The 24,584-nt window shown below is 71.3% G+C and carries 25 protein-coding genes and 1 pseudogene; 19 read left to right on the top strand and 7 right to left on the bottom strand.

What is annotated here, in order from left to right:
• Positions 1 to 208: 208 nt before the first annotated feature.
• Positions 209 to 2,989, bottom strand: coding sequence for a LuxR C-terminal-related transcriptional regulator (locus ACVCAG_RS41190; protein WP_440088613.1), 2,781 nt, complete (start codon positions 2,987 to 2,989; stop codon positions 209 to 211).
• 173 nt (positions 2,990 to 3,162) lie between these two features.
• Here ACVCAG_RS41190 and ACVCAG_RS41195 point away from each other — a divergent pair, with 173 nt between their 5' ends.
• The 4 genes from ACVCAG_RS41195 to ACVCAG_RS41210 all read left to right on the top strand — a co-directional run bounded on the left by ACVCAG_RS41195 (position 3,163) and on the right by ACVCAG_RS41210 (position 6,017).
• Positions 3,163 to 3,495, top strand: a complete 333-nt coding sequence (locus tag ACVCAG_RS41195) for a VOC family protein (RefSeq protein ID WP_440088615.1) — start codon at positions 3,163 to 3,165, stop codon at positions 3,493 to 3,495.
• 16 nt (positions 3,496 to 3,511) lie between these two features.
• The gene (locus ACVCAG_RS41200) at positions 3,512 to 4,129 is read left to right on the top strand and encodes a glyoxalase (protein ID WP_440088617.1); all 618 of its coding nucleotides are present in this window, start codon (positions 3,512 to 3,514) and stop codon (positions 4,127 to 4,129) included.
• A gap of 37 nt (positions 4,130 to 4,166) precedes the next feature.
• A complete protein-coding gene (locus tag ACVCAG_RS41205) occupies positions 4,167 to 4,685 on the top strand; it encodes a pyridoxamine 5'-phosphate oxidase family protein (RefSeq protein WP_447191418.1) in 519 nt (172 codons plus the stop codon).
• 222 nt (positions 4,686 to 4,907) lie between these two features.
• Positions 4,908 to 6,017, top strand: a complete 1,110-nt coding sequence (locus ACVCAG_RS41210) for an ion transporter (RefSeq protein WP_447191419.1) — start codon at positions 4,908 to 4,910, stop codon at positions 6,015 to 6,017.
• Here the strand turns inward: ACVCAG_RS41210 and rpsD are convergent.
• On the bottom strand, positions 6,005 to 6,619 hold the full coding sequence (rpsD, locus tag ACVCAG_RS41215) for a 30S ribosomal protein S4 (RefSeq protein ID WP_440071607.1): 615 nt from the start codon (positions 6,617 to 6,619) through the stop codon (positions 6,005 to 6,007). The genes ACVCAG_RS41210 and rpsD overlap by 13 nt on opposite strands.
• A gap of 94 nt (positions 6,620 to 6,713) precedes the next feature.
• Between rpsD and ACVCAG_RS41220 the strand changes: the two genes are divergently transcribed.
• The gene (locus ACVCAG_RS41220; RefSeq protein ID WP_447191420.1) at positions 6,714 to 7,439 is read left to right on the top strand and encodes a DUF2470 domain-containing protein; all 726 of its coding nucleotides are present in this window, start codon (positions 6,714 to 6,716) and stop codon (positions 7,437 to 7,439) included.
• A 326-nt stretch (positions 7,440 to 7,765) separates the two neighbouring features.
• Here the strand turns inward: ACVCAG_RS41220 and ACVCAG_RS41225 are convergent, their stop codons facing one another.
• Positions 7,766 to 8,344, bottom strand: a complete 579-nt coding sequence (locus ACVCAG_RS41225) for an ATP-dependent Clp protease proteolytic subunit (protein ID WP_440088621.1) — start codon at positions 8,342 to 8,344, stop codon at positions 7,766 to 7,768.
• A gap of 551 nt (positions 8,345 to 8,895) precedes the next feature.
• On the opposite strand from ACVCAG_RS41225, the gene ACVCAG_RS41230 reads away from it, so the two are divergent.
• Positions 8,896 to 9,090: a CsbD family protein gene (locus ACVCAG_RS41230; protein WP_440088622.1), complete on the top strand. Its 195-nt coding sequence runs from the start codon at positions 8,896 to 8,898 to the stop codon at positions 9,088 to 9,090.
• Between the two features lie 183 nt (positions 9,091 to 9,273).
• Here the strand turns inward: ACVCAG_RS41230 and ACVCAG_RS41235 are convergent, their stop codons facing one another.
• The gene (locus ACVCAG_RS41235) at positions 9,274 to 9,639 is read right to left on the bottom strand and encodes a hypothetical protein (RefSeq protein WP_440088623.1); all 366 of its coding nucleotides are present in this window, start codon (positions 9,637 to 9,639) and stop codon (positions 9,274 to 9,276) included.
• 113 nt (positions 9,640 to 9,752) lie between these two features.
• On the opposite strand from ACVCAG_RS41235, the gene ACVCAG_RS41240 reads away from it, so the two are divergent.
• From ACVCAG_RS41240 to ACVCAG_RS41255, 4 genes are all read left to right on the top strand, one after another.
• A complete protein-coding gene (locus ACVCAG_RS41240) occupies positions 9,753 to 10,118 on the top strand; it encodes a hypothetical protein (RefSeq protein WP_447191421.1) in 366 nt (121 codons plus the stop codon).
• Positions 10,119 to 10,122: 4 nt separating this feature from the next.
• Positions 10,123 to 10,512 (top strand): hypothetical protein, encoded by a 390-nt coding sequence (locus ACVCAG_RS41245; RefSeq protein ID WP_440088626.1) that lies wholly within the window; start codon positions 10,123 to 10,125, stop codon positions 10,510 to 10,512.
• A gap of 61 nt (positions 10,513 to 10,573) precedes the next feature.
• Entirely contained in the window at positions 10,574 to 10,840 is a 267-nt protein-coding gene (locus ACVCAG_RS41250) for a hypothetical protein (RefSeq protein WP_447191422.1), read from the top strand.
• A 312-nt stretch (positions 10,841 to 11,152) separates the two neighbouring features.
• Positions 11,153 to 11,809 (top strand): hypothetical protein, encoded by a 657-nt coding sequence (locus tag ACVCAG_RS41255; RefSeq protein ID WP_440088628.1) that lies wholly within the window; start codon positions 11,153 to 11,155, stop codon positions 11,807 to 11,809.
• A 79-nt stretch (positions 11,810 to 11,888) separates the two neighbouring features.
• Here the strand turns inward: ACVCAG_RS41255 and ACVCAG_RS41260 are convergent, their stop codons facing one another.
• From ACVCAG_RS41260 to ACVCAG_RS41270, 3 genes and pseudogenes are all read right to left on the bottom strand, one after another.
• Positions 11,889 to 12,143: a hypothetical protein gene (locus tag ACVCAG_RS41260; protein ID WP_440088629.1), complete on the bottom strand. Its 255-nt coding sequence runs from the start codon at positions 12,141 to 12,143 to the stop codon at positions 11,889 to 11,891.
• Positions 12,144 to 12,455: 312 nt separating this feature from the next.
• A pseudogene (locus ACVCAG_RS41265) lies at positions 12,456 to 12,893 on the bottom strand (helix-turn-helix domain-containing protein); the annotation flags it as partial.
• A 170-nt stretch (positions 12,894 to 13,063) separates the two neighbouring features.
• Complete coding sequence (locus ACVCAG_RS41270; protein ID WP_447191423.1) at positions 13,064 to 14,416, bottom strand: ROK family protein; 1,353 nt, start codon at positions 14,414 to 14,416, stop codon at positions 13,064 to 13,066.
• Between the two features lie 185 nt (positions 14,417 to 14,601).
• Here ACVCAG_RS41270 and ACVCAG_RS41275 point away from each other — a divergent pair, with 185 nt between their 5' ends.
• The 9 genes from ACVCAG_RS41275 to egtC all read left to right on the top strand — a co-directional run bounded on the left by ACVCAG_RS41275 (position 14,602) and on the right by egtC (position 24,561).
• A complete protein-coding gene (locus ACVCAG_RS41275) occupies positions 14,602 to 15,819 on the top strand; it encodes an ABC transporter substrate-binding protein (RefSeq protein ID WP_440088631.1) in 1,218 nt (405 codons plus the stop codon).
• Positions 15,820 to 15,837: 18 nt separating this feature from the next.
• Complete coding sequence (locus ACVCAG_RS41280) at positions 15,838 to 16,806, top strand: ABC transporter permease subunit (protein WP_440088633.1); 969 nt, start codon at positions 15,838 to 15,840, stop codon at positions 16,804 to 16,806.
• Complete coding sequence (locus ACVCAG_RS41285; protein ID WP_440088635.1) at positions 16,803 to 17,651, top strand: ABC transporter permease subunit; 849 nt, start codon at positions 16,803 to 16,805, stop codon at positions 17,649 to 17,651. The genes ACVCAG_RS41280 and ACVCAG_RS41285 overlap by 4 nt, the downstream gene beginning before the upstream one ends.
• Before the next feature lie 62 nt (positions 17,652 to 17,713).
• Positions 17,714 to 19,519, top strand: coding sequence for a DUF2264 domain-containing protein (locus ACVCAG_RS41290; protein ID WP_447191424.1), 1,806 nt, complete (start codon positions 17,714 to 17,716; stop codon positions 19,517 to 19,519).
• A gap of 309 nt (positions 19,520 to 19,828) precedes the next feature.
• On the top strand, positions 19,829 to 20,479 hold the full coding sequence (locus tag ACVCAG_RS41295; protein ID WP_362682747.1) for an RNA polymerase sigma factor: 651 nt from the start codon (positions 19,829 to 19,831) through the stop codon (positions 20,477 to 20,479).
• A 64-nt stretch (positions 20,480 to 20,543) separates the two neighbouring features.
• Entirely contained in the window at positions 20,544 to 20,918 is a 375-nt protein-coding gene (locus tag ACVCAG_RS41300; protein WP_447191425.1) for an anti-sigma factor family protein, read from the top strand.
• A 152-nt stretch (positions 20,919 to 21,070) separates the two neighbouring features.
• Positions 21,071 to 22,321, top strand: coding sequence for a glutamate-cysteine ligase family protein (locus ACVCAG_RS41305; RefSeq protein WP_447191426.1), 1,251 nt, complete (start codon positions 21,071 to 21,073; stop codon positions 22,319 to 22,321).
• A 143-nt stretch (positions 22,322 to 22,464) separates the two neighbouring features.
• Positions 22,465 to 23,844 carry an ergothioneine biosynthesis protein EgtB gene (gene egtB / locus ACVCAG_RS41310; protein ID WP_447191427.1) on the top strand — a complete coding sequence of 460 codons (1,380 nt, stop codon included), beginning with the start codon at positions 22,465 to 22,467 and terminating at the stop codon, positions 23,842 to 23,844.
• On the top strand, positions 23,845 to 24,561 hold the full coding sequence (gene egtC / locus ACVCAG_RS41315) for an ergothioneine biosynthesis protein EgtC (RefSeq protein WP_440088643.1): 717 nt from the start codon (positions 23,845 to 23,847) through the stop codon (positions 24,559 to 24,561).
• Positions 24,562 to 24,584 lie beyond the last annotated feature (23 nt).

Genomic DNA, 24,584 nt, shown 5'->3' on the forward strand with positions numbered 1-24,584 from the left:
GGCCGAAGCCGAAAGCGGGACACGTCAATCAACCTACCGAAGCCCACCGACAAAACCCGGAGACCCTCATCCGCGACCGTTCCGCGTTTCCTCCCCGCCCTGAAGGACGGCGCATCCACGCTGCAGGTGCTTGGTGACGGGACGGTTCCTCCCAAGCCGTGACGATCGACGAGCTTGAGACGATCAGAACGGTCTTCAACGTACGTACTCAGGTAACGGTCATGGGGGCGAGCCCGAGATCAGTCAGGACGGCGGCGCCACGGGCGGCATGCTCGCCACCGGCCAGCATCATCGTCCGCGCCACCTGGTAGCGGCAACCGGCGGCCTCGAACACGTCCGCGGTGGCGAGCAGGCGCTTGTGGTCCTGGTCGAGGAAGGATTCCGCCCGCTCCACGATGGCGCCGGCGACCGGGTTGCCGGCAGTGACAGTACGGGCGTCGGCCAGGCGGTCGCGCGCGTCGGGACTCCCGGCGAGAACGGTAGCCTCGGCGCGTATCGCCACGTACCAGTGAAGCCAGATCCAGGTCACCCACTTCCACACCTCGCCGGGTTCGGGCGCCATCCGCTCCATGGCCTCTCCGGCGTGCCCGTGATGGAGCATCCGCATCGCGTCGAAAAGCGCCCCGTAGCCGTACGTGCGCTCGGATGAGTCGCCGAGCCGATCCAGAACCACCTGCCATTCGCGCTCGTCGTCATGGGCGCCTCGGAAGTTGTGGATCATCGCCACCGCGGCGGCCGCCGGGCCGAGGGCCGCCTTGGCCGGGCTGCCGGCACGCCGCCACGCATCGAGGAAGCGCGTGCTGCCAGAGAGCAGTTCGTGGACGTTGCCCGCCAGCGCGCCGGCGACCAGCAGCCAGCTTGTGGCCCGATGGCCCACCTCGGCCAGTGCCGGATGGTCGGCCAGTTGCCGCCCCCTCCGGAGGGCGTCCGCCGGGTTTCCCACGCCGAGGCTGGTCTGAACGGCCATGCCGAGCCCGTCGATCAGTTCGTGGACACCGCCCGGCGTCTCCGGCTCGTCCGGCATGGAGGAGAGCAGCGTGATCCTGCGCCCGGCTGTGGCCGCGCAGGCGAACGTGTCACCGGCCCAGGCGTGTGCCGCGGTGAGCGCGTCGAGCGCCGCGGACTCTGCGAGCGGGTTACCGATACGGCGAGCCAGCTCGACCGCACGTTCGGCGCGCGCCAGCGTCTCCGGCACGGCGTTGTCGGCCGGGCCCTGAACCGCGCCGAACGCGTCGCTGAGTACCCCGGCCTCCGCCAGCGCCACGGCCGCCTCGGCGGCCGGGTCGCCACCGGCCAGCTCCCGCGCTTCGCAGACCAGGGCGACCGCCTCCTCCTCGGACGGGATCTGCACGAACGTGCTCGAGAACCGGTACGCGGCGGTGGCGGCGGTGGCCAGGTCCACGGCGGCGCCGGCGGTGTCCCCGGTACGGCGGGCGGCATCCGCGGCGGCGCGGTAGAGGCGGTACATGTCATCGCCGCGCGTACGACAGCCGGCCACCTCCGCGGCCTGCCGGAGCATGGACGCGGTGGCGGCGGGGTCGTCGGCGAGCGCGGAGGCCTGCTCGTATCGCTGCTGCGATTCCCCGATCAGATGGCGGGTGAACGTCAGCTCAGCCAGGTGCCGGGCCAGGCGGTAGGCGTCCGCGCGCTGCTCCGGTTCGCTCGCCGCCCACCTCAGCGCCGCGCGGAGGTCATCGGCGGCCGCGTCGAACCGGGCCCGCCAGTCCTGCCCGGCCGCCGCCAGGTCGACGGCCTGGGTGAGGCACCAGCGCAAGTGCCGGGCCCGGGCACCGGCCAGCTCACCGGTCTGGCTGAGCCGTTCCGTCCCGTACTGGCGGATGGTCTCCAATGCCCGGTAGCAGGTGCCCTGCGGGGACGCCGTCACCCCCAGCAGGCTCTGCTCGGCGAGCCGGGCCAGTCCGTCGGTGACCACGCCTATCGCGGATCCGGTGACCTCGGCCGCCGCCGATGCGGTGAACGGCGCCACGAAGACCGACACTCGGTGCAGGAGCTCCTGGTCGACCGGCTCCAGCAGGGCGTGACTCCAGTCCAGCACGGCCCGAACCGAGCGGTGCCGCTGATCGGCACGGGAGCCGCCGGTGAGCATCCGAAGCGGGTGGGACACGGCGGCGGTGATGCCGTCCAGCCCGAGCGTCGGGTAGCGGGCCGCGGCCAGCTCGATCGCCAGCGCCATGCCGTCCAGCCGCGCACAGATCGCGGCGATCTGGTCGTGCTGTGGCGTATCCAGAGGCCGGCCGGCTGCCTGCGCCCGCTCCATGAACAACGCGACCGCGTCCGACTCACCGGCCAGCGACAACGGCGGGACCTGATACACCCGCTCGAACGGCACCATCAGCCGGGCCTGACCGGTCGCCAGCACGGTCACTCGAGGGCAGGCCGCGAGCAGCCGCTCGAGAAACGGCGCCACCCCGTCCACAACGTGCTCGCAGTTGTCGAACACCAGCAACGCCTGACGCTCGGCCAGCGCGGTGACCACCGACTCGGTCAAGTCGCGGCCGGGCTGCTCGCCGAGTCCCAGCGCACCCGCGACAGCGGTCGCGATCATGCCGGGATCGGTGACCGGGATCAGGTCGACGAACCACACCCCGTCGGCGTACCGGCCGGCCACCTCCGCTGCCACCGCCAACGCGAGCCGGGTCTTGCCCACGCCGCCAGGACCGGTCGCGGTCACCTGGCGGTGCGCCATGATCATCTCGGACAGCTCTGCCCGCTCCCTGGCCCGGCCGATGAACGAGGTCAGCGGGGCCGGCAGGGGGACCGGTTCCCGATGAGGCCGATCGACGGTTGCGCGCTGGGCGAGAGCTCGCCGATCCGGCACGTCCAGCTTGCGCAGAAGTGAGGAAACGTGGCTTTCGACGGTGCGTACCGAGATGAACAGCCGCGCTGCGATCTCAGCGTTGCTGAAGCGAGATCCGAGGAGCTCCAGCACCTCGGCCTCCCTCGGAGAGATATCACCTTCTGCCGCCATGGTCGCATTCTGTCGCATCCGCTCCGTGCTCTATCCGGGCCAGCGATCCGTGGCCGGTTCCGTGGTCGGTTCCGTGGTCGGTTCCGTGGTCGGTTCCGTGGTCGCCACGGATGCTCACCGACCGGGCCGGGATGAAAGCTAGGAGCACAACAGATCGCGCTACGGGAGAACCCATGATCAAGACCGTGCTGCACCCCGTGTCCGACCTGGCCAGGGCCAAGAAGGTCTACGCAGCCCTGCTCGGCCTCCAGCCGGAGAACGACACTCCTTACTACGTCGGCTTCGAGGCAGACGGTCAACACATCGGACTGGTGCCGAACGGTGGACCGCAGGGCATGACCGCCCCGGTGGCCTACTGGCACGTGCCGGACATCGAGGCGAAGCTCGCCGAGGTGACCGCCGCAGGGGCCACGGTGCGGGAGGCGGCGCACGACGTCGGCGGCGGCCGCCTGGTGGCCACCTTCACCGACCCAGATGGCAACGTCCTCGGCCTCATCCAGGACTGACGAGAAGGAAACCGCGATGACCTCCATTCACTCCGTCACGTTCGAAGTCCCCGACCCCGCGTCCGCCGATGACTTCTACGCCACCGCTTTCGGCGTGGGAGCCCACGTACTCGCCCGCGCCTCGCAGGCGCCCACGACCGGCTTCCGCGGGTACCTCATGTCGCTGGTGGTGTCCCAGCCGAGCACGGTGGACAGCCTCTTCGGCACCGCTCTGCAGGGCGGTGCGACCGCCCTGAAACCACCCGCGAAGAGCTTCTGGGGGTATGGCGGTGTCCTGCGTGATCCGTACGGCACGCTCTGGAAGATCGCATCGTCGTCGAAGAAGGACACCGGACCGGCCACCCGGAACATCGACGACATCGTGCTCCTGCTGGGCGTCGACGACGTCGCCGTGACCAAGCGCTTCTACGTCGAGCGCGGCCTGTCGGTGACCAGGAGCTTCGGTCGCAAGTACGTCGAGTTCGCCACCGCGCCCGTCAGGCTGGCCCTCTACAGCCGCCGCGCCGCCGCCAAGGACGCCGGCGTCCCCATCGAGGGAACCGGCTCACACCGGCTCATCATCGACACCGACGCCGGCACCTTCACCGACCCGGACGGGTTCACCTGGGAGGCCGCCTCCCGCCTCGTCCGGTGAACCCACCGCACCCCCCTTGGCTGTGGAGATGATGAGCATGAGCATGGCCGGCCCTCCGGCCCGCCCCCTCGACCAGCGGATCCGCGACACCCTGGACCGGCTCGAACACGACATCGACGCCTGGTTCGCCACCGCCGACCCGGCCGGCTCGTCCTGCCTCGTGCCGCTGTCGTTCCTCTGGGACGGCCACACCCTGCTCATCTCCACAGCCGGAACCAACCCCACAGCCCGGTTCCTGGAAGCGACGGGCACGATCAGGATCGCGCTCGGCCACACGCGCGACGTCGTCCTCATCAACGCCGAACTCCGCGAGACGATCCCCGCCGCCGAGATCCCGGACGAGGTCGGCGACGCCTTCACTGCCAAGACCGGCTTCGACCCCCGCGAACAACGCGGCGGCTACCCCTACTTCCGCCTGGCCCCGCGCCAGGTACAAGCCTGGCGCGGGGTGAATGAGCTCATCGGCCGCGACCTCATGACCGACGGCAGGTGGCTCACCGGTGACGCGACGCCAGGACGGGAGGCCCCCGACACCCGAAGAGCCGCGGTCACGTAGAGCCTCGGTTCCGACAAACACCGGGGACACGGGCCGCGCGGGCCGGGCCGCCGTGCCAGGGAAACAGCGTGCGCGGTGCACATTTTCGGAACATGTCATGTTTCCGGACGGCAAAGATCGAATGACCGTAATGTTTCATGACATCAACGGCGGATCCGGAACTTCACCAGTCCGTTATGATCTTGGCTTGTCCCTGGCCTCTCCGACCCCCGGGAGCCCCCCGTGCCACCGCGCGAGCGTCTCCGCCGCCTGCTCGAAACGCACCGTTTCCAGCAGTTCATCATCGCCGTCATCGTGATCAACGCGGCCACCCTCGGGCTGGAGACCTCCGTGTCGGCCGTCGAGCGGTACGGCACGCTGCTCACCCTCGTCGACCACCTGGCGCTCTACGTCTTCGTCGCCGAACTGGCCGCCAAGCTCTACGCCTACGGCTGGCGGTTCTTCCGCAACCCGTGGAACCTCTTCGACGCCGCGATCGTGACGGTCTCGCTGCTGCCCACGGCGGGCGGGCTCTCGGTGCTGCGGGCGCTGCGGATCCTGCGGGCGCTGCGGCTGATCTCCGTGGTGCCGAGCCTGCGCCGGGTGGTGACCGCGCTGCTCACCGCGCTGCCGGGGATGAGCTCGATCGTGCTGCTGCTGGCACTGGTGCTCTACGTCACGGCGGTGATGGGCACGAAGCTCTACCACGTCACCGCCCCGGAGTACTTCGGCGACCTGCCCACCTCGCTGTTCACCCTGTTCCAGATGATGACCGGGGACGCCTGGTCCGACATCACCCGCGAGGTGATGGCCCAGCACCCCTCGGCGTGGGTGTTCTTCGTGGCGTTCATGCTGGTGTGCACCTTCGTGGTGCTGAACCTGTTCATCGCGGTGGTGGTCAGCGCGATGGAGGAGGAGCACGCCGAGGAGTCCATGCAGGCGACCGAGGACCTGGGCAGGGCGGTGCTCACCGAGCTGGCCGCGCTCCGGGCCGAGGTGCGGGAGCTGCGGGACCGGGTCCCGGTGACGCCGAACGGCGGTCCGGGCCCGGCCGCGAAGGGCCGCCCGCGCGCGGCGGGAAACGGCGCCCCGGACCCCGGGCCGCCCCTCGGGAACACGGCGGCGAACGGCGACGCGCGCTCAGCAGGAAACGGCGGCCCGGACTCCGGGGACACGGCGAACGGCGACGCCCGGAACACCCCGTCGAGAACCGCGGCGAACGGCGACGCGCGCCCGGAGGGAGGCGGCGGTTCGGACCCCAAGGGCGCGCGAAGGAACGGTGGCGCGAGAAAGCCCGCCACCCGGGGGGCAGCGGGCCGGCGCCGCGGATCGGCGTCAGGTCAGCGCGAGTAGAACTCCACCACGAGCTGCTCGTCCACCGGGACCACGATCTGCTCGCGCAGCGGGCGGCTGAACAGGGTGAACGTGAGCTCGGCGTGATCGACGTCGAGATAGGCGGCGATCCGGTCGTCCGCGTACACACCCTCGGACGCGGCGACGAAGGGCTGCATCCGGCGTGACTTCTCGCGCACCGCGATGACCTGGCCCGGCTTGACCAGGTAGCTGGGGATGTCGACCTTGCGGCCGTCCACGGTGATGTGGCCGTGGGCGACGTACTGGCGGGCCGCGTAAATGGACGGGGCGAGGCCGGAGCGCAGGACCAGGGAGGCGAGGCGCGTCTCCAGCAGCACCACCAGCTCCGCGCCCGCACGTCCGGTGCCGCGCAACGCCAGGTCCCAGTAGCGGCGCATCTGCCGCTCGGAGACGTCGTAGTACCAGCGGAGCTTCTGCTTCTCCATCAACCGCAGCCCATAGTCACCGGTCTGCCGCCGGTTGGTCTTGCGACCGTGCTCACCCGGCGGGTAGGGGCGCTCCTCGAAGTAGCGAACGGCCTTGCGGGTCAGCGGCACGCCGGCCCTCCGGGACAGCCGCACCTTCGGTCCGGTGTAGCGCATGCTCACTCCTTTGTGGTTAGGTCTACCTTAGTTAGGCAAGGCTAATCTTACACAGCAACAGCTGTATCTCCCGACCTTCAAGGAGAGCCGGTCCATGCAGCCCGTCACCGCTCCGCCGATCCCCGAGCGGGTCCGCACCCTCGCCGCCACGGCCGCTCCCACCCACGTGTCCGTCTCCGGAGCCACCGGCCCCGCAAGGCCCGCCAAGGGCGGCGTGGACGGCGCCGGCCGGCCCGTGCTTCTCGTCCTGCCGGGCGACCCGCTCCATGACACGCGGGACGAGCCCGTGGTGACCGTGGATCTGACGTCGAACCGCTCGCTGGGAGAGCACGAGCTGTCGCGCGGCCTGCTCAAGGTGCAGGGCTGGGTGCAGGCCGTGCCCGAGGCCGAGGTGAGGGAGACGGCGGTGGCGATCGCCGAGCGCTGCCCCGACGAGGCCCTGTTCGAGGTGCTGGAGGGGACGGACGGCCCCCGGCTGCTTCGCGTCGACATCGGCAGGGTGATCTATCTCGCCGGGCCCGAGTCGGGTGTGCTGGACGCCGAGGAGTATCTCGGCGCCGCCCCCGATCCGCTGATGGGCGAGGCCGAGCGCATGCTCCGCCACGTCAACGACGTCCACCGCAGGCAGCTGGAGACCGCGCTGGGCTCCCTGCTCGCCGCGCCGGTGCCGGAGGCCTGGCTCTGGGAGCTCGACCGCTTCGGGGCGACCGTGCGCTGTGGCGTGGACGACCCGACGCTGATCCGGCTTCCCTGGCCCTCACCCGTCACCGACGCGGAGTCTCTCGAACACGCCGTGCGCTGCCTGCTCTGCCACCACTGACGGCGCCACCACCGACGGCGCCACTATGGGCGGAACCACACTGCCGGAGCCACTACGGGCGGGGGGCGGCCAGAGGTGGCCGGGAAGCGGTCAGGAGGTGGGTGACCGGAGGGCGATCGGAGGGCGGCCGGAAGACTGCCGTTCAAGCGATCGGGCGGCAGCCGTTCAATGGCCGGCGGGGCGATGTCTTATGTTTTATCGCCGTGGCGCCGTTTCCTGCCTCAACGGGAAATGGCGCCAGGCCATTCCGCGCGAAACCACCCCGGAAGCGAAATTATTCCCAGGGTGCGATCGTCCCGGGAGAAAGTCGCCTCGGGAACGGAATGTCAGCCCTCGGACACCACCTCGCTGGTGTTCCGGATGACCTGGTCGACGAAACCGTAGTCTCTGGCCTCGGTGGCGGTGAACCAGCGGTCGCGGTCCCAGTCTTCCTCGATCCGCTCCAGCGGCTGGCCGGTGTGGAAGGCGATCCGCTCGCGCATCGTCTGCTTGGTGTAGAGCATCTGCTCGGCCTGGATGGCGATGTCGGCGGCCGTGCCCCCGAGGCCCCCCGAGGGCTGATGCATGATCACCCTGGCGTGCGGCAGGATGTAGCGCTTGCCCGGGGCGCCGGAGCAGAGCAGGAACTGCCCCATGGACCCCGCGATGCCCATGGCCACGGTGGCGACGTCGTTGGAGATGTACTGCATCACGTCGTAGATGGCCATTCCGGCCGACACCGAGCCACCGGGCGAGTTGATGTAGAGCCAGATGTCGCGCCGGTCGTCGTCGGCGGAGAGCAGGAGCAGCTCCCCGCAGATCCGGTTGGCGACCTCGTCGTTCACCTCGCCGCCGAGCACGACGATCCGCTTGCGCAGCAGCCGCTGGTACAGCTGGTCTTCGGGGACGATCTGGGGACCGCTCATGTCTTCCACCTACTCCGAACCCGGGGTTTTCGAATAACGAATACTCGCGACCATAGTCCCGCCGGGGACCGCGTTTTCCGCTCGTTCGCTGTCAGCGCTTTCCGCTGAAAGCGCAGCGTCCGTCATTCCGTTTTCCCGCCGGACCCGGCCGCTCCGTAACCGCACCCGGCCGCTCCGTAACCGCACCCGGCCGCTCCGTAACCGCACCCGGCCGCTCCGGAACCGGACACGGCGCCGTTCCGAAGCCGGTGTGGCCGTTTCGCGGCCACGGCACGGCACGGGCGTTTCGCGGCCGGGGCGTGCCCCGCCTCCGGCGAGGGATGTGATCCCGCCGTACGGGCGGCTTCCGGCGGCGGAGGCGACCCGGCCGGTACCGGCCGACCGGCGGCCCCGGGGAGCGGGCATGACCCGCGCACCCGTCCTCCGGGCGTCCCCATCGGCCGGCCGGTGCCGGATCGGCCCGGCCTCCGGGGCGGGCATGTTTACCCCCTCTTCTGCAGGAGAGGGGAACCACCGCATGGACAAGATTCCACAACGGGAGGAATTGCACCATGGGTGCCGACGACAAGATTGCCAACAAGGCCGAAGAGCTCGGGGGCAAGGTCAAGGAGGGCGCGGGACGCGCCACCGGCGACGAGCGACTCGAGGCCGAAGGCAGGACCGACCAGGCCGACAGCCGCCTCAAGCAGGCCGGGGAGAAGCTGAAGGACGGCGCGGAGAAGGTCAAGGACGCTTTCAAGAGCTGAACCTCGACCGTGTGGCGGGGGTCCCGGTTCTCCGGGACCCCCGCCGCCGCGTTCGGGGAGTGACTCCCCGGAGGCCGCCGGGCCGGGAGGCTTCGAACCGGAAGGCTTCGGAGAGAGCACTCCCAGGAGGCCGGGTACCTCCCGGAAGGGTGACTCGGAAGGGTGACTCCCGGAAGGCCGGGGTCAGGAGGCCGGGCCGACCTCCGGTTCCGGCGTCCCGTTGCCGGAAGTGCCCTTCCTGTCCCCCTCGCTCTCCTCGGCCCCGCCATCACCGCCATCGCCGTCCTCGGCACCGACCTCGGCTTCGGCCCCGTCGCCGACCCCGTCGTCGGCCTTGTCGTCGGCCGCCGCCTGGCTCGCACCCTCGGGGCTTTCCTCTTCCGGGGTACGGCGCGCGTCGTCGGGGTCCGCCAGCAGCGGCCGCTCGGGGAAGGTCGTGTCCGACCCCGACCGCTCCGCCACGACCCGGGTCTCGCCGTCGGCCCCTCGCGGGCCCGCGGGCGGCGGGTCCTGCTCGGGGGTGTCACGCTCGGCCGTGTCTTCGCTCACCTCAGGAGTCTCGGTCATGCCGATCCCCTCCCCTGGGAAAGTCCAAATATGTCGCCGGCAGGCATGGGTCCGGTCACCCGGGTAGGAAAACCCTCGACGAAGGGAGCGAGCTCATGACGGTCACCCGATTTCAGGATCTGCCACTGGCCGATCACGACAGGACCTGGGACGGTGAGGCGGCCGAGAAACGCGTCCGCTCGTGGTCGGGCGCCACGGAGGAGCCCAACGACCGCTACCGGGAGGCCCACCTCTGGTACGACGGCGACGAACCGGAGAACTTCGGAAGCTACAAGCTCCCCATCGCCGACGTGATCGACGGCAGGCTCAAGGTGGTGCCCCATGCCGTGCGGGCCGCGGGAGGGATCCTGCAGGGGGCCAGGGGCGGGGTCAAGGTGCCCGAGGAGGACCTCGGCCGGATCAAGGCCCACCTGGCCAAGTACTACGCCAAGATGGGCGAGACCGCCCCGTGGGAGTCCTGACGGGATGACGCGCTTCGCGTTCGACTTCGACCCGGCGTGGCGGATACCGCTGCTGCTGTTCGGGGTGGGACCCGGCAGGGCCTTCGCCGAGGTCCGCGAGGGCGAGTTCTCGGTCCGCTTCGGCTTCTGGTCGCTGCGCACGCCCCTGTCCAACGTCGCGGGCACCACCGTGACGGGCCCGTACGCGCCGTGGAAGGCCATCGGGCCACACCTGTCGCTGGCCGACCGCGGGGTGACGTTCGGCACCAACACCAGGCGGGGCGTGTGCGTCCGGTTCCACACTCCGGTGCCCGCTCTGGTGCCCGGCGGTTTCCTGGCCCATCCGGGCGCAACCCTGACGGTCTCCGACCCCGAAGAACTGGTGGAGGCCCTCGAGCAGCCACGACGGACGTGAGCTGGACACATGACAGCGGAGCATCCGGGTAAAGGGTGCGTCTCAACCAAGGAGGGAAGACATGACGGCCGAAGGACAGATGCCGGAGGAGACTTCGGCGAGCGGGAAGCCCATGGTCGCGGCCACCCCGCGTGACGTCGTTCACATTCGCCTGGGCTCGTTCGCCCTGATAGCGGTGATCGGCCTCGGAGTGCTCGGCCTCGTGGCCGGGATCACCTGGCTCACCGTCGCGATGGCCGTGCTGGCCGTGATCGCGATCGCGGACATCGTCCTGGCGATGCGCCGGCAGTCACGTACCGCTCCGGGCACGACGACGGAAGCGGGCTGAGCCGCCGCGAGCGGCTCCCGGGACGCGCCCGCCGCGCGTCCCCGGCCCGGACACCTTCCGCCCCGCGCGGGGCGGTACGAAGACGGGCCGCCCTCACGGATGACGTCCCCGTACGACGGAGGGCGTACGTGAGAGGCCAACCGGTGGAGGACGGCCCGGTGGACGTTCCCGGCCAGAGTGGAGTGGACACCATGACGATCCCGTTCCGCTCCCGCCGGGCCGTTTCGCCGGTCCTCCCCACGCCCTGAGGCCCCCTGACGGCCCGCGAGGCGGGGTCCGGTACGCGGCGCGGCACGTGCCCGGAAGGCGCCCATGCCCCCGACCGCCCCCTCCGACGACCGCACCGCCTTCGACGACCGCACCGCGCGGCGTACCGCCCGCCGCCCCGTGCCGGTCATGCCGCCTCCGGTCCGCAAGACCGTCCTGACCCTGCACGTGGTGATCTCGGTCGGCTGGCTCGGGCTCGACCTGGGCCTGCTCAGCCTCGGGGTCGCCGCGCTGACGACCGGGGATCCGGAGGTGCTGCGGGCCTCCTACCTGGCCATGGACGTCTTCGGTGACGTGCTGATCGTCCCGGTGAGCCTCGGCGCGTTGCTGACCGGCGTGCTGCTCTGCCTGGGCACGCCGTGGGGATTCGTCAGGTACCGCTGGGTGCTGCTCAAGCTGGTGACCACGCTGGTCGCGGCCACCGCGTCCGTGCTCGCGTTGCGTTCCCACATCGAGACTGCCGCCGCCACGGTGTCGAAGGCCCTCCCCGGGGAGCTGCTCTCCCTGGATCTCGGCGGCGTGGACCGCGTCCTGGTCATCGCGCCGAGCGTCGCGCTGACTCTCTACGTGCTCAACGTGGTGCTCTCGGTCTTCAAGCCGTTCGGCCGGACGGCGTACGGACGGCGACGATCGGCCCGGCCGGATCGTGCGGCCGGGCCGCGACGGGCGGCGGCGACACCATCGGTGCCACCGGCACCGTGACGGCGAACGGCGCCGGGCGTGGTCACCACACCCGGCGCCGCCGCGCCTCGGCCATTACCGTGTTCTACCGTTTCCTGTCTTACCAGTGGGTGTGAAAGAAAAAGGGACGGTGATAGGACTGGAAGCCAAAAGGAACGTGGTGATTGTAGAAACCAAAGGGCGAATAGCGAGGGTAGAAGCCGAAAGGATTGAAGGGGTCGTGGCTGCTGCTTCCGGCGACCGCCGAGACCTGCTGGGTCATCGCGCTTGCGCCGGCGGGCTGAGCCGACACCGTCATGCCGACGATCAGGGTGGATGCCACCAAGGTTCCGGCGGCGAGAGCATGCTTGAACATGAAGAATCACTCCGTGTCTGATGGTTTAACCCGGCGTGCCGCCAGGACTTACAGGGCGCCGAACAGATTTCCAGGAAATATGCTGAATCGACGACACGTAAGACGCTAGTTCACAGGCATAAGGACTTTCTCCCCAGAGAGGACAAAGCCTTGGTCCGGGATTGTCGCCGGAAAGGAAAGGCGGAGGTTACACCGGAGTGGAGATCACGAACCCGCCCGCACCGGGAATCCGCACCCCGTCCGCCATCCCTCCGACCACCCCGTCCGCCGCCCCTCCGACCACCCCGTCCGCCGCCCCTCCGGTCACCCCGTCCGCCGCCCCGTCCGGCGTACCGGCAGCTGGAAACGGCCGGTCCACCCCAGCCGGTCCAGCAGGTAGGCCACCCCGCGCGCGGTGTAGGAGACCTGGAACCTCTCCGCGATCAGCGCGGCGACACGCTCGGTGGTCCAGCGGCTGTCGGCCCAGCCGTGGGCGGCGGCGCCCTCGTCCAGGGCCTCCTCCAGCCGCGCCAGTTGCTCGTCGGTGAGCTTGCGGCCGCTACCGGTGCCCTTGGAGGCCAGTGCCGCCCTGCCGCCCCGCCGCCAGAGCGCGTACCACTCGTAGGCGGACTTCCGGGTGATTCCCAGCAGCCGGGCCACCCGCGCCGGCGCGATCTCCCCCGCGAACATGTCCGCGGCCTGGAACCGCAGCCTCTCGCGCCTGGCCCGCTCCTGGGCGGACAGCCCACCGCCCCTGTCTGAATATCTCATACTTTAAGGCTCTCACCTGGGCAAATAGGATCTAACAGGCACCCACCTCGTGTCACCCCCGTCTTTCCCGGTCAGGGCACGACGGCTTCGCGAGCCCGGCCCGCGAAGCCGTCCAGGGCGGCGGGACCCCTTCCGGCCGGATGACTCCCCCCGGATCAGCCGGAACCGGGTCAGCGGGACGCGGGGATCCGCGCGGAGGGGTGGGCGTTCAGGAACTCGTCCAGGACGAGGGTGGCGGCTCCGTGGGCCACGGCGTCGGGGCCGAGGCGGCCCAGGACGATGGAGGTCGCCGCGTACGGCCGGGGCAGGGAGTTCTCCGCCGAGGCGGCGCGGATGTCGTCGAGCAGGTGCCGGCCGAGCAGGAGCCCGAGCCAGCCGCCGATGACGATCCGCTCGGGGTTGATGAGGTTGATCAGGTTGGACAGGCCGACGCCCAGGTAGGTGACGGTCTGGGTGATCACCGGCGATCTGGACTCCACCAGGGCGGCCAGCTCGGCCTGCCAGTCGGTCGTCCGGGTGGGCACCCCGGCGCGGTCGAGGATGCCCTCGGCCCCGATGTAGGCCTCCAGGCAGCCGCGCCCGCCGCACCGGCAGATCCGGCCGTTCACCACTATCTTGGTGTGGCCCCACTCCCCCGCGCTGCTGCTCACTCCGCGGAAGGTCACGCTGTCGGAGACGATGGCGGCCCCGATGCCGGAGCCGATCAGCACGATCACCGCGTCACCGGACCCGCGTCCCGCGCCGTCGCTCTCGCGCCCCGGACCACCCGGGCCCGCCAAGCCGCCCGAACCACCCGAACCACCCCGGCCACCGGAACCGGGCGCGGTGCCGCCGGTGCCGCCGGTGCCGCGCCCCGCGCCGTCGCGGCCCGGGTCGCCGCCGCGGCGGAGGGCGGGCCACAGCTCGGCGCGTCCCAGCGCCTTGGCACCGTTCTCGACGAACAGCGGGAGCGTGGTGCCGGCCCGTAGGAGCGCTCCCATGGGTACGCCGTCCCAGCCGAAGGTCCTGGTGTGGATGAGCGCGTCGGGACCGTCCTCGACGATGCCGGGAACGCCCACCCCCACGCCGAGGGCCTGATCGGCCGGGACGCCCGCCTCGTCGAGGACGACCTCGACCCCGGCGAGGATGTGGCGCACCACGAGCTCGATCTGGTGGCCGCCGGGACGCAGGGCGTACTCGACCCTCGCCCGCTCGTTCATCTCGAGGTCGAACAGCTCGACGCGCACGTGGGTCTCGGCGACGTCGACGCCGACCACGTGGCCGTACACGGGGTTGACGCGGAGGATGGCGCGGGGGCGGCCGCCGTCGGACTCGGCCTGGCCGGCCTCGACGACGATGTTCTCGGCGAGAAGGTCGCCCGTCATGCTGCTGACCGTGGCGGCGCTGAGGCCGGTGAGCCTGGTCAGCTCGTTGCGGGTCACGGGGCCGCTGAAGTAGAGGGTCCGCAGCAGCATGGCCCGGTTGCCCTTGCGCACGTCGCGGACCGTCCTGCGCTCGGGCCTCACGATGGCCCACCTCCCCATGTCACGGCACATGGTAATTGAGAACTCGAAGATCTTCGCCCCGCCCTCGAGCCTCCGGACGGCCCCTGCCCCACGGGTGACCTACGCCCGCCTCTCCTCCGTGTTACCAAAGCGTTTCTTAAGGGGACTGAACTTTTTTCACATCTTACATTATCGTCCGTTGCACCCCCCATCAGGAGGAAGAAATGATCAGGAGAGTCACAGGGGCTGCGGCCGGTATGGCACTGCTCGCCGGACTCGTCGCCTGCGGCGGCGACAACGGGACGGCCTCGGAGGCCACGACACTGACCTACTGGATGTTCCAGGACCGCACCCCGCAGGCGGGGGAGGTCATCGAGAAGCTGCGTGCCGACTTCGAGAAGGCCAACAACGTCACCGTCAAGATCGTCAAGATCCCCAAGGACGACTACAACACCAAGCTGGGCAGCGCCGTCGCCGCCGGGACCGTCCCCGACGTCGGCATCCTGGACCAGCCGCTGGTCGCCAGGTACGCGCTGGACGGCACCATCAAGGAGATGCCCGCCGGCACGGTCGACGAGAAGATCTTCTACGAGGGCGCCCTCAACACCAACAAGGTGAACGACAAGCTCTACGGGCTGCCGCTCGACCACACCGCGGTGGCGCTCTTCTACAACAAGAAGCTGGTGCCGACGCCTCCCAAGACCTGGGACGAGCTCAAGGCGACGGCCGCGAAGATCCACCAGGCCGACCCGAAGACCGCGGGCATGGTCGTGCCGAAGGGCGACGGCTACGGCGGCTGGATGTGGCCGGGCTTCGTCGGGGGCGCCGGAGGCTCCCTCGTCGACGAGAAGAGCAAGAAGATCCTGTTCGACCAGCCGCCCGCGGTCGAGGCGCTCCAGCTCTGGGTGGACCTGCTGCCCTCGTCGCCCCGGCAGATCACCGACTCGGACAAGCCCTTCGAGAACGGCCTCGCCGGAATGATGATCTCCGGCCCGTGGGACGTGGCCACCATCAAGGCGGACTTCCCCGACCTGGAGTTCAGCACCGCCCCGCTGCCGTACAAGACCGAGCCCGCCGGCAACATCGGCGGTGAGAACGCGGTGGTCTTCAGCAAGGGCAAGAACGCCGAGCTGGCGTGGAAGTGGCTGACCTTCCTGACGAACGCCCAGAACAACACCACGCTGGCGCAGGCGCTGGGCGGCTTCCCGACCAACATCGAGGCGGCCGAGCGGGACGCGGCCACGTTCGGGCCCGACCAGGCGGCGTTCCTGGAGCAGCTCAAGGTCGCCCAGGCCAGGCCGGCGCTGCCGGAGTGGATCCAGATCAACGACGAGATCATCGCACCCGCCATCGAGTCGGCGCTGAGCGGCAAGGTCACCTCCCAGGAGGCGCTGACCGAGGCCGCGAACAAGACGCGCGCGCTGCTCGGCTGGAACGGCTAACGCGAAAGCGAGGCAAACGTGGCATCTCCGGTGCTGGCTGACAAGCCCGCCGTGACGCCTCCTCCCGGGCGGCGAGGCCGTCGCCCGGGGTTCGGGCGACGCGACCACGTCATCGGGTGGCTGCTGATCGCCCCCGCGGTGATCTACTTCGTCATCTTCCTGCTCTACCCCGCCCTGGCCGCCCTCTACTACAGCTTCACCGACTGGAACCTGCGGACGGCGCCGAACTGGGTGGGCCTGGCCAACTACACCGACCTGCTGTTCGACGACGTGAAGTATCCGCACTTCTGGAAGTCGGTCCAGGTCACCCTGCAGTACACGCTGATCGCCGTACCGCTGACGCTGGGCACCGCGCTCGTCCAGGCGCTGCTGATCAACGCGATCCGCCGGGGTTCCAACATGTTCCGGCTGCTGCTGTTCCTGCCGGTCGTGACCGCCGAGGCAGCCGTGGGCGCCATCTGGCGCTGGCTCTACGACCCGCAGTACGGCCTGGTCAACACCATGATCGGACTGGTCGGCATCCCGCCGCAGAACTGGCTCAACACCCCGGACCTGGTCATCCCGGCGCTGTCGTTCATCGCCGCCTGGCAGTGCGGCATCTCGATGATCATCTATCTCGCCGGGCTGAAGGGCATCCCCGACTCGATCCGCGAGGCGGCGATCATCGACGGCGCGGGACCCGTCCAGCGGTTCTGGAAGATCGTCGTGCCGATGCTGCGGCCCACCACCTTCTACCTGCTGGTCACCGGCGTGATCGCGGCGCTCCAGGTCTTCGGCCTGGTGTACGTGATCTTCTCGGGCGGCGGCGGCAGGAGTGTCACCGGCGGCCCCGAGCAGTCGGGCCTGACCTACGTCCTGCACCTGTACCTGTTCGCGTTCCGCTACGACGCGATGGGCGCGGCCTGCGCGATGTCGTTCATCCTGTTCGTCTTCATCATGATCATTACTGCGCTGCAGTTCAAGTTCGTCAAGCAGGAGGCGTCGTGAAGGCCGCGAGGAACGTACGGCTCGCGCCCATCTACATCGCGCTGGTGCTGCTGGCCCTGGTGTCGGTCGTCCCGTTCCTGTGGATGCTGGCGACCTCGTTCAAGCACGGCTCGGACGTCTACACCAAGGTGCCCAGCCTGCTGCCGCTCGACCGCAAGACCGGCGAGTTCTCCCCCACCCTGGAGAACTACGAGCACGTCCTGCAGGTCAGCGGGCTGGGCCAGGCGTTCGTCAACAGCGTCTGGGTCTGCCTGATCCTGGTGCCCGCCAAGCTCCTCGTGGACGCGCTGGCCGCCTACGCCTTCGCCAGGATCCCCTTCCCCGGCCGGGACAAGCTGTTCGTCGTCCTGCTCGCGGGCATGATGGTCCCCACGATCACGCTGCTGGTGCCGCGCATCCACGTCACCCAGGCGCTCGGCATGTTCGACTCCGGGTGGGGCCTGATCCTGCCCAACGTGGCCTCGGTGCTGGACATCTTCCTGCTGCGCCAGTTCTTCATGTCGCTGCCCACCGAGCTGGAGGAGGCGGCGCGCATCGACGGCGCGGGGCGGATGCAGATCTTCTGGCGCATCATCATCCCGCTGTCGAAGCCGGTGCTGGCGGTCGTGACGATCACCAGCTTCATCTTCCACTGGAACGACCTGGTCTGGCCGCTGGTGGTGCTCAACGACCCCGAGCTCTACACGCTGCCGCTGGCCCTGCAGCAGCTGGCCAGCAGTGAGTCCGGGCGGGCGTACTACATCATGGCGGGCGCGGCCCTGGCGGTCATCCCGGTCATCGTGGTGCTGCTGATCTTCCAGCGCCGCATCATGCAGGGGATCGCGTTCACCGGGCTCAAGAGTTGACCCCTCCCCCGGCCCCGCCCGTCGCGGGCGGGGCGCCGCGCGGCCGCGAGGATCCGCCGGCTGTGGGCGAGTCGATGCGCGGCCGCGAGGACATGCGCCGGCTCGTCACCGAGCTGGCCGAGCCGCTGGTCCCCCGCTTCAGCCCCGGGCGGGCGCGCCTGCGGCTCGGGGCGAACGCGGCCCACTACGGCGACGAGGCCGCCGAGCTGGAGGCGTTCGCCCGCCCGCTGTGGGGGCTGGCACCGCTGGCGGCCGGAGGGGGGTCCTTCGAGCACTGGGAGCTGTGGCGGCGAGGGCTCGCCGCCGGGACCGACCCCGGGCACGGGGAGTTCTGGGGGGCGGCGACCGACGTCGACCAGCGGCTGGTGGAGACCGCCGCGATCGGCCTGGCGCTCGCCCTCGCCCCCGAGGCCGTGTGGGACCCGCTGAGCGGCGCGGAGCGGGACAACCTCGCCGCCTGGCTGCTCCACGCGATGACCCGCGAGACCGCCGACAACAACTGGCGGTTCTTCCCCGTGCTGGTGGGGCTCGGGCTGGACCGGGTCGGGGTGCCCTTCGACCCCGGGCCCAACCTCGCCCGGCTGGAGCGCCTGGAGTCCTTCGCCCTGGGCGGCGGCTGGTACGGCGACGGCCCCACCGCGCAGCGCGACTACTACGTCCCCTTCGCGATGCACTTCTACGGCCTGGTCTACGCCGCCCTGGCCGGCGACCGCGACCCGGGCCGGGCTGAGCGCCTGCGCGAGCGGGCGTCGGCGTTCGCGCTCGACTTCCAGCACTGGTTCACCTCGGACGGGGCCGCCGTGCCCTTCGGCCGGAGCCTGACCTACCGCTTCGCCCAGGGGGCCTTCTGGGGCGCCCTGGGCTTCGCCGGGGTCGAGGCCCTGCCGTGGGGGGAGGTGCGCGGCCACCTGATGCGGCACCTGCGCTGGTGGCTGCGGCGGCCGCTCCTCGACTCCTCGGGCCTGCTGACCCTGGGGTACGGCTACGCCCAGCCCGCCCTCGCCGAGCAGTACAACGCCCCCGGCTCCCCGTACTGGGCGATGAAGGCGTTCCTGCCGCTGGCGCTCGCCGACGGCCACCCCTTCTGGGCGGCGGGCGAGGAGCCCGCGCGGGAGCTCCCCGAGACCGGCGTCCAGCCGCAGGCCGGTGTCGCGCTGATGCGGTGCGAGGAGGGGCGGCAGGTCGTCATGCTGAGCGCGGGGCAGCACAACACGTGGGTGCGGCACGGCGCGGCGAAGTACGCCAAGTTCGCCTACTCGACGTCCTTCGGGTTCAGCGTGCCCGCCGGCTCGTGGGGGCTGGAACAGGGCGCCTTCGACAGCACCCTGGCCCTGAGCGACGACGGGACGCACTGGCGGCCCTGCGAGGCGCCCGGGGACTTCTCCGCGCGCGACGGGGTGCTGCACGCCCGGTGGGCGCCGTGGCCGGACGTGGAGGTCGACACCTGGCTGCTCGCCCGCTCCCCGTGGCACGTGCGGGTGCACCGCGTACGGTCGGGGCGGGGGCTGCTGTCGGCCGAGGGGGCGTTCGCGGTCGACCGCGACCCCGTCGCGCGCCGCGTCGCCGAGGGGCCCGGCCACGCCCGCCTCGACTCCCCCGCCGGGCTGTGCGTGATCGAGGATCTCGGCGGGACGCCCGGAGCGGGAAGGGCCGGGGAACTCGTCTGTCCCCTGCCGGGGACGAACGTCGTCGTCCCGCGTACGGTCATCCCCACGCTGCGCGGCGAGCACGAGCCGGGCGAGCACTGGCTGGCCTGCGCGGTCCTCGGTCTCTCCGGCGCCGAGGAGCCCGCGGACTGGCCGGAACCGCCCGGCCTGGAAGGCGTCCTGGCGCTCCTCCCCGGCGGCCACCCCCTCGGGACCGGCTGACCGGCCGGCAGGGCGATCGGTTGCGGAAAACAGGTTCGAACGGGGTCCGACGGCACGCGACCCCCGGCACGACCGGGGATCGCGGCCGTACGGGCGAAGCCAAGGACGAAAAGGTGTCGAAGCAGGTCAGAATGGGAATTTTCCTCCCAGACCTACCTTTTCTCCCGGCTACGCTCTCGACCGGGAGGGTGCCACGACGACCGGGACGCCGGACGGAGCGCCGCGTCGTCACGACCCGCGAGCGCCGCGCGCCGGCCGCGCGCGTCACGGCCATGGATCTTCCAGATGCCCCACCGGGAGGAGGCGACCGTGAAGTCCTTCACAGACGGCGCGTTGCCCTCGGACGATGTCGTCGTCGCGGCCCTGCGCGCCGGGGATGAGGCGATGTTCACGGCGCTGCTGGACACCTGGTCGCGGGGGATGCTCTGGCTGGCCCGCGCGCACGTGTCCACCAACGACTCGGCGGAGGAGGTCGTGCAGGACACCTGGCTGGCGGTGATCCGGGGCATCGAGGGCTTCGAGGGCCGCTCGTCGGTCAAGACCTGGGTCTACCGGATCCTGGTCAACACGGCCAGGAAGCGAGGCGTGCGCGAGAACCGCACGGTGCCCTGGAGCAGTGCCTTCGAGCAGGAGAGGCAGACCGTCGACCGCTCGTGTTTCCAGGGGGTGGACGACCCCCTCCCGGGACATTGGAAGGATTTTCCCGCCGCCTGGCCGACCCCGGAGAGCGAGGTGCTCGCCGCCGAGGTGCGCGGCCGGATCGCCGCCGCCCTGGCCGAGCTGCCGATCAGGCAGCGCACCGTGATCACGCTCCGCGACGTCGAGGGATGCACCTCCGAGGAGGTCTGCGAGATCCTGGAGATCTCCGCCGCCAACCAGCGCGTCCTGCTGCACCGCGCCCGCACGGCGGTGCGCGGGCGGCTGGAGGACTACTTCGAGACGGCGAGACGGCCGGCGTAGCGCCGGGCGGCGCGGCGGGTCGGGTCAAGGGGTCGATTACAGGTCCGGTCATCGGGACGGTGAGGTGGTCACGATTGTGAAGCGGTTCAGCTGCGAGGAGGCGGTGGAACTCGTCACCGCCTTCCTGGAGGGTGAACTCGACGAGCCCACCCGGCGCCGGTTCGAGGAGCACCTGGGCGGCTGTGAGGGCTGCGAGCGCTATCTCGACCAGTTCCGCGTCACCGTCGAGGCCCTCGGCCGCCTCCGGACCCCCGAGGCCCCCGAGGCCCCCGACCGGCTCCGCGGCGCCGGCGGCGTTACCGAGACCGACGACCCGCACCACGACAACGCCGGTGACGCCGGCGATACCGGCGATACCGGCCCGCCGCGGCCGGAAGGTCTGCCGAAGGAGACGCGCGACCGGCTGCGGGCCGCCTTCCGCGCCAGGCGGCCCACCTGAGCCGCCGGAGACCCCCCTCCCGCAACGCCGTACCGGCCCTGGCCCCACCCTGCCGCCGCGAGGGCCCGACCCCGTCCTTCTGTAACGCCTGAGCGCCTCGCGACTCTATAAATCCGTACACATCTGCATATATCAGGCGAAAGGGGATGGGGATGACCGGTCTGGCGACCGAGGACACACTGATCCGGAACGCCTCGGATGTGGAGACCTTCGCGCGACAATGCTTCCTCGGCTCTCCCGGTGACCACGTGGGGATCGAGCTGGAGTTCCTGGTCTTCGACCGTACGGCCCCCGCCCGGCAGGTCCCGGTGGCCAGGATCGCCGGCGCCCTGCCCCCGCTGCCCGGCGGGAGCCTGGTGACCTTCGAGCCGGGGGGCCAGCTGGAGCTCTCCGGGCCACCCGGCTCGCTGCCGGGCGCGATCGCCCTCCTGGCCGCCGACGTGAACGCCGTGCGCCGGGCGCTGCGGGACGCCGGCCTGGTGCTGGGCGGGGTGGGTCTCGACCCGCTGCGCCCGGCCAGGCGGCAGCTGCGCCTGCCCAGGTACGAGGTGATGGCGCGGTTCCTCGGCACGCCGTACGGGTCGCTGATGATGTGCTCGACGGCGTCGATCCAGGTCAACCTGGACCTGGGCGACAGGCCCGCGGCGCGGTGGGAGCGCGCCCACCTGCTGGGGCCCGTCCTCGTGGCGGCCTTCGCGAACTCACCGCTCAGCGAGGGCCGTCCGTGCGGGTGGATGTCGGGGCGCCAGGCGGTGTGGGAGCGGCTCGACCGCACCCGGACGGCCGCCGTCCCGGCGAGCGGCGACCCCGGCGCCGCGTGGGCCGATTACCTGCTCGACGCCCGTCTCATGGCCGTGCGCGAGAGCACCGGGAACGGGGACGGGAACGGCGCGGAGCCGTACCGCCCGGTCCTCGACGGCTCGACCTTCCGCGACCGGCTGGCCTCGTCCGAACACCCGCCGACCCTGGCGGACCTGACCTACCACGCCACGACGCTCTTCCCGCCCGTACGGCCGCGCGGCTGGCTGGAGATCCGCTACCTCGACGCCCAGCACCCGGCGAGCTGGCCGGTGTGCGCGGCGGTGACCCACGCCCTGGTGATGGACGACCGCGCGGCCGACGCGGCGCTGGCCGCGGCCGGACCGTGCGCGGGGATGTGGTCGGCGGCGGCGCGCCACGGCCTGTCGGAGCCCCGGCTGCGCAGGGCCGCCGGAGCCTGTTTCCGCGCCGCGCTCTCGGCGCTGCCCCGGCTGGGGGCGGGCCCGGCCCTGGTCTGCGAGGTGGCCGCGTTCGCCGACCGCCACGTGACACCCGGCCGTGCCCCCGCCGCGGACCTGCTGGATCTGGCGAGAGGACCGGGAGGGCGCCTGCCGGACTGGCTGGCCGAGGAAGGACGGATCTGAGCTCTCCCCGGAACCGGCCCGGAACCGGATGGGGGCCGGATCGGAAGCGGCCCGGGACCGGATCGGTTCCGGACCGGACCGGCGCAGACCGGACCGGGAGCCCGGGCCGGAAGAGCCCGGGGTCTCCACGCTGGAGGTATTTGATGAGCGACTTCAAGGAACGGATCGCCGCCGAGCTGACCGCCGCGCGCAACCGCTCCACGGCCTACACCGACGCCGAGGACGACCTGCTGGTCACGCAGCACTCACCGCTGATGTCACCGCTGGTGTGGGATCTCGCCCACGTGGGCAACTACGAGGAGCTGTGGGTGCTGCGGCAGGTCGGCGGGATCACCCCGCTCCGCCCGGAGATCGACGACCTGTACGACGCGTTCAGGCACCCGCGCGCGGATCGCCCGTCCCTGCCCATCCTCGGACCGGTGGAGGCGCGCCACTACATCGAGGGCGTGCGCGGCCGGGTGCTGGACGTCCTGGACACGGTCGACCTGCACGACCCCGACCCGCTGCGGCGGTACGGCTTCGTCTTCGGCCTGGTGATCCAGCACGAGCACCAGCACGACGAGACGATGCTCGCCACCCTGCAGCTGTCGGGGCGGCCGGGACTGGTCCGCGACGGCGACCTGCCGCCCGGCCGGTCCTGGCGGGCGCAGGGCGCCGACGAGGTGTTCGTCCCCGCGGGCCCCTTCATGATGGGCACCGACACCCAGCCGTGGGCCTACGACAACGAGCGCCCCGCCCACCGGCTCGACCTGCCCGGTTACTGGATCGACAGGCTGCCCGTCGGCAACCGCGCCTACGCGGACTTCATCGAGGACGGCGGCTACGACGACCCCCGCTGGTGGGCCCCGGACGGCCTGCGCTGGCTGCGGCGGACCCGCGCCTTCGCCCCGCTGTTCTGGACCAGGGAGGGCGACACCTGGTGGCGCACCCGTTTCGGCAGGACCGAGCCCGTCCCCATGGACGAGCCCGTGCAGCACGTGTGCTGGTACGAGGCCGACGCCTACGCCCGGTGGGCGGGGCGGCGGCTGCCCACCGAGGCCGAGTGGGAGAAGGCCTGCGGCTGGGACGCCGAGGCCGGGCGGTCGCGGACGTACCCGTGGGGCGACGACACCCCGGGGCCCGGCATGGCGAACCTCGGGCACCGGGCGGCGCGGCCCGCGCCGCTCGGCGCCTTCCCCGCCGGAGCGAGCCCCTGCGGCGCCGAGCAGATGATCGGGGACGTGTGGGAGTGGACCGGTTCGTGGTTCCTGCCCCATCCCGGCTTCCGCAGCTTCCCCTACCGCGAGTACAGCGAGGTGTTCTTCGGCTCCCGGTACCGGGTGCTGCGCGGCGGATCCTGGGCCTCCGACCCGGCCGTGGTCCGCACCACGTTCAGGAACTGGGACCGCCCGGCCCGCAGGCAGATCTTCTCCGGCTTCCGGTGCGCCCGCTCGGCCTCCCCCGAGCACTCCCCCGGACACCCTCCGGACTCCGCGAAGCGCTCCCCCGGGCACTCCCCGGGACGCTCGGCGGAGCGCCGGTAGATGTGCCGGCACGCGTCCTGGCTGGGCGCTCCCCGCACCCTCGCCTCGCTGATCCACGAGCCGGTCCACGGCCTGCTCCGGCAGTCCTACGCCCCGCGCCTGCAGCGCCACGGCACGGTCAACGCCGACGGCTTCGGCATGGGCTGGTACGACGCCGCCCGCGCGGAGCCGGTCCGCTACCGCCGGACGATCCCCGCCTGGACGGACGCCAACCTGGCGGGTCTCGCGCGGACGGCCCGCTCCGGCTGCCTGCTGGCCGCCGTGCGGTCGGCCAGCGCGGGGATGCCGGTCGAGGAGACCGCGACGGCGCCCTTCACCGACGGGCCGTGGCTGCTCAGCCACAACGGCCGTGTCGCGCGGGAGGTGGTCAGGGAGCTCGCCGACGACGCGGAGAGCACGTGCGACTCCGCGTGGCTCGCCGCCGCGGTGTTCCTCCGGCGCCGGGCCGGCGATCCGCTCGGCGAGGCCCTCGCGGAGGTCGTCACCCGCGCCGGGCTGAAGGATCCCCGCGCCCGCCTGAACCTCCTCGCCTGCGACGGTACGTCGATCGCCGCGACCGCCTGGGGCGACACGCTCTTCCTCCGCCTCGACGGCCACCCGCACGACGGCGTGCTCGTGACGAGCGAGCCGCTGGACGACCGGCCCGGCTGGCAGGCCGTACCGGACCACAGCCTGGTCCTCGCCTCACCCGACGGGGTGCGCGTCCAGCCCCTGTGACCGGGCGGAGCGAGACCACAGGA

The sequence above is a fragment of the Streptosporangium sp. G12 genome, from assembly GCF_052983175.1.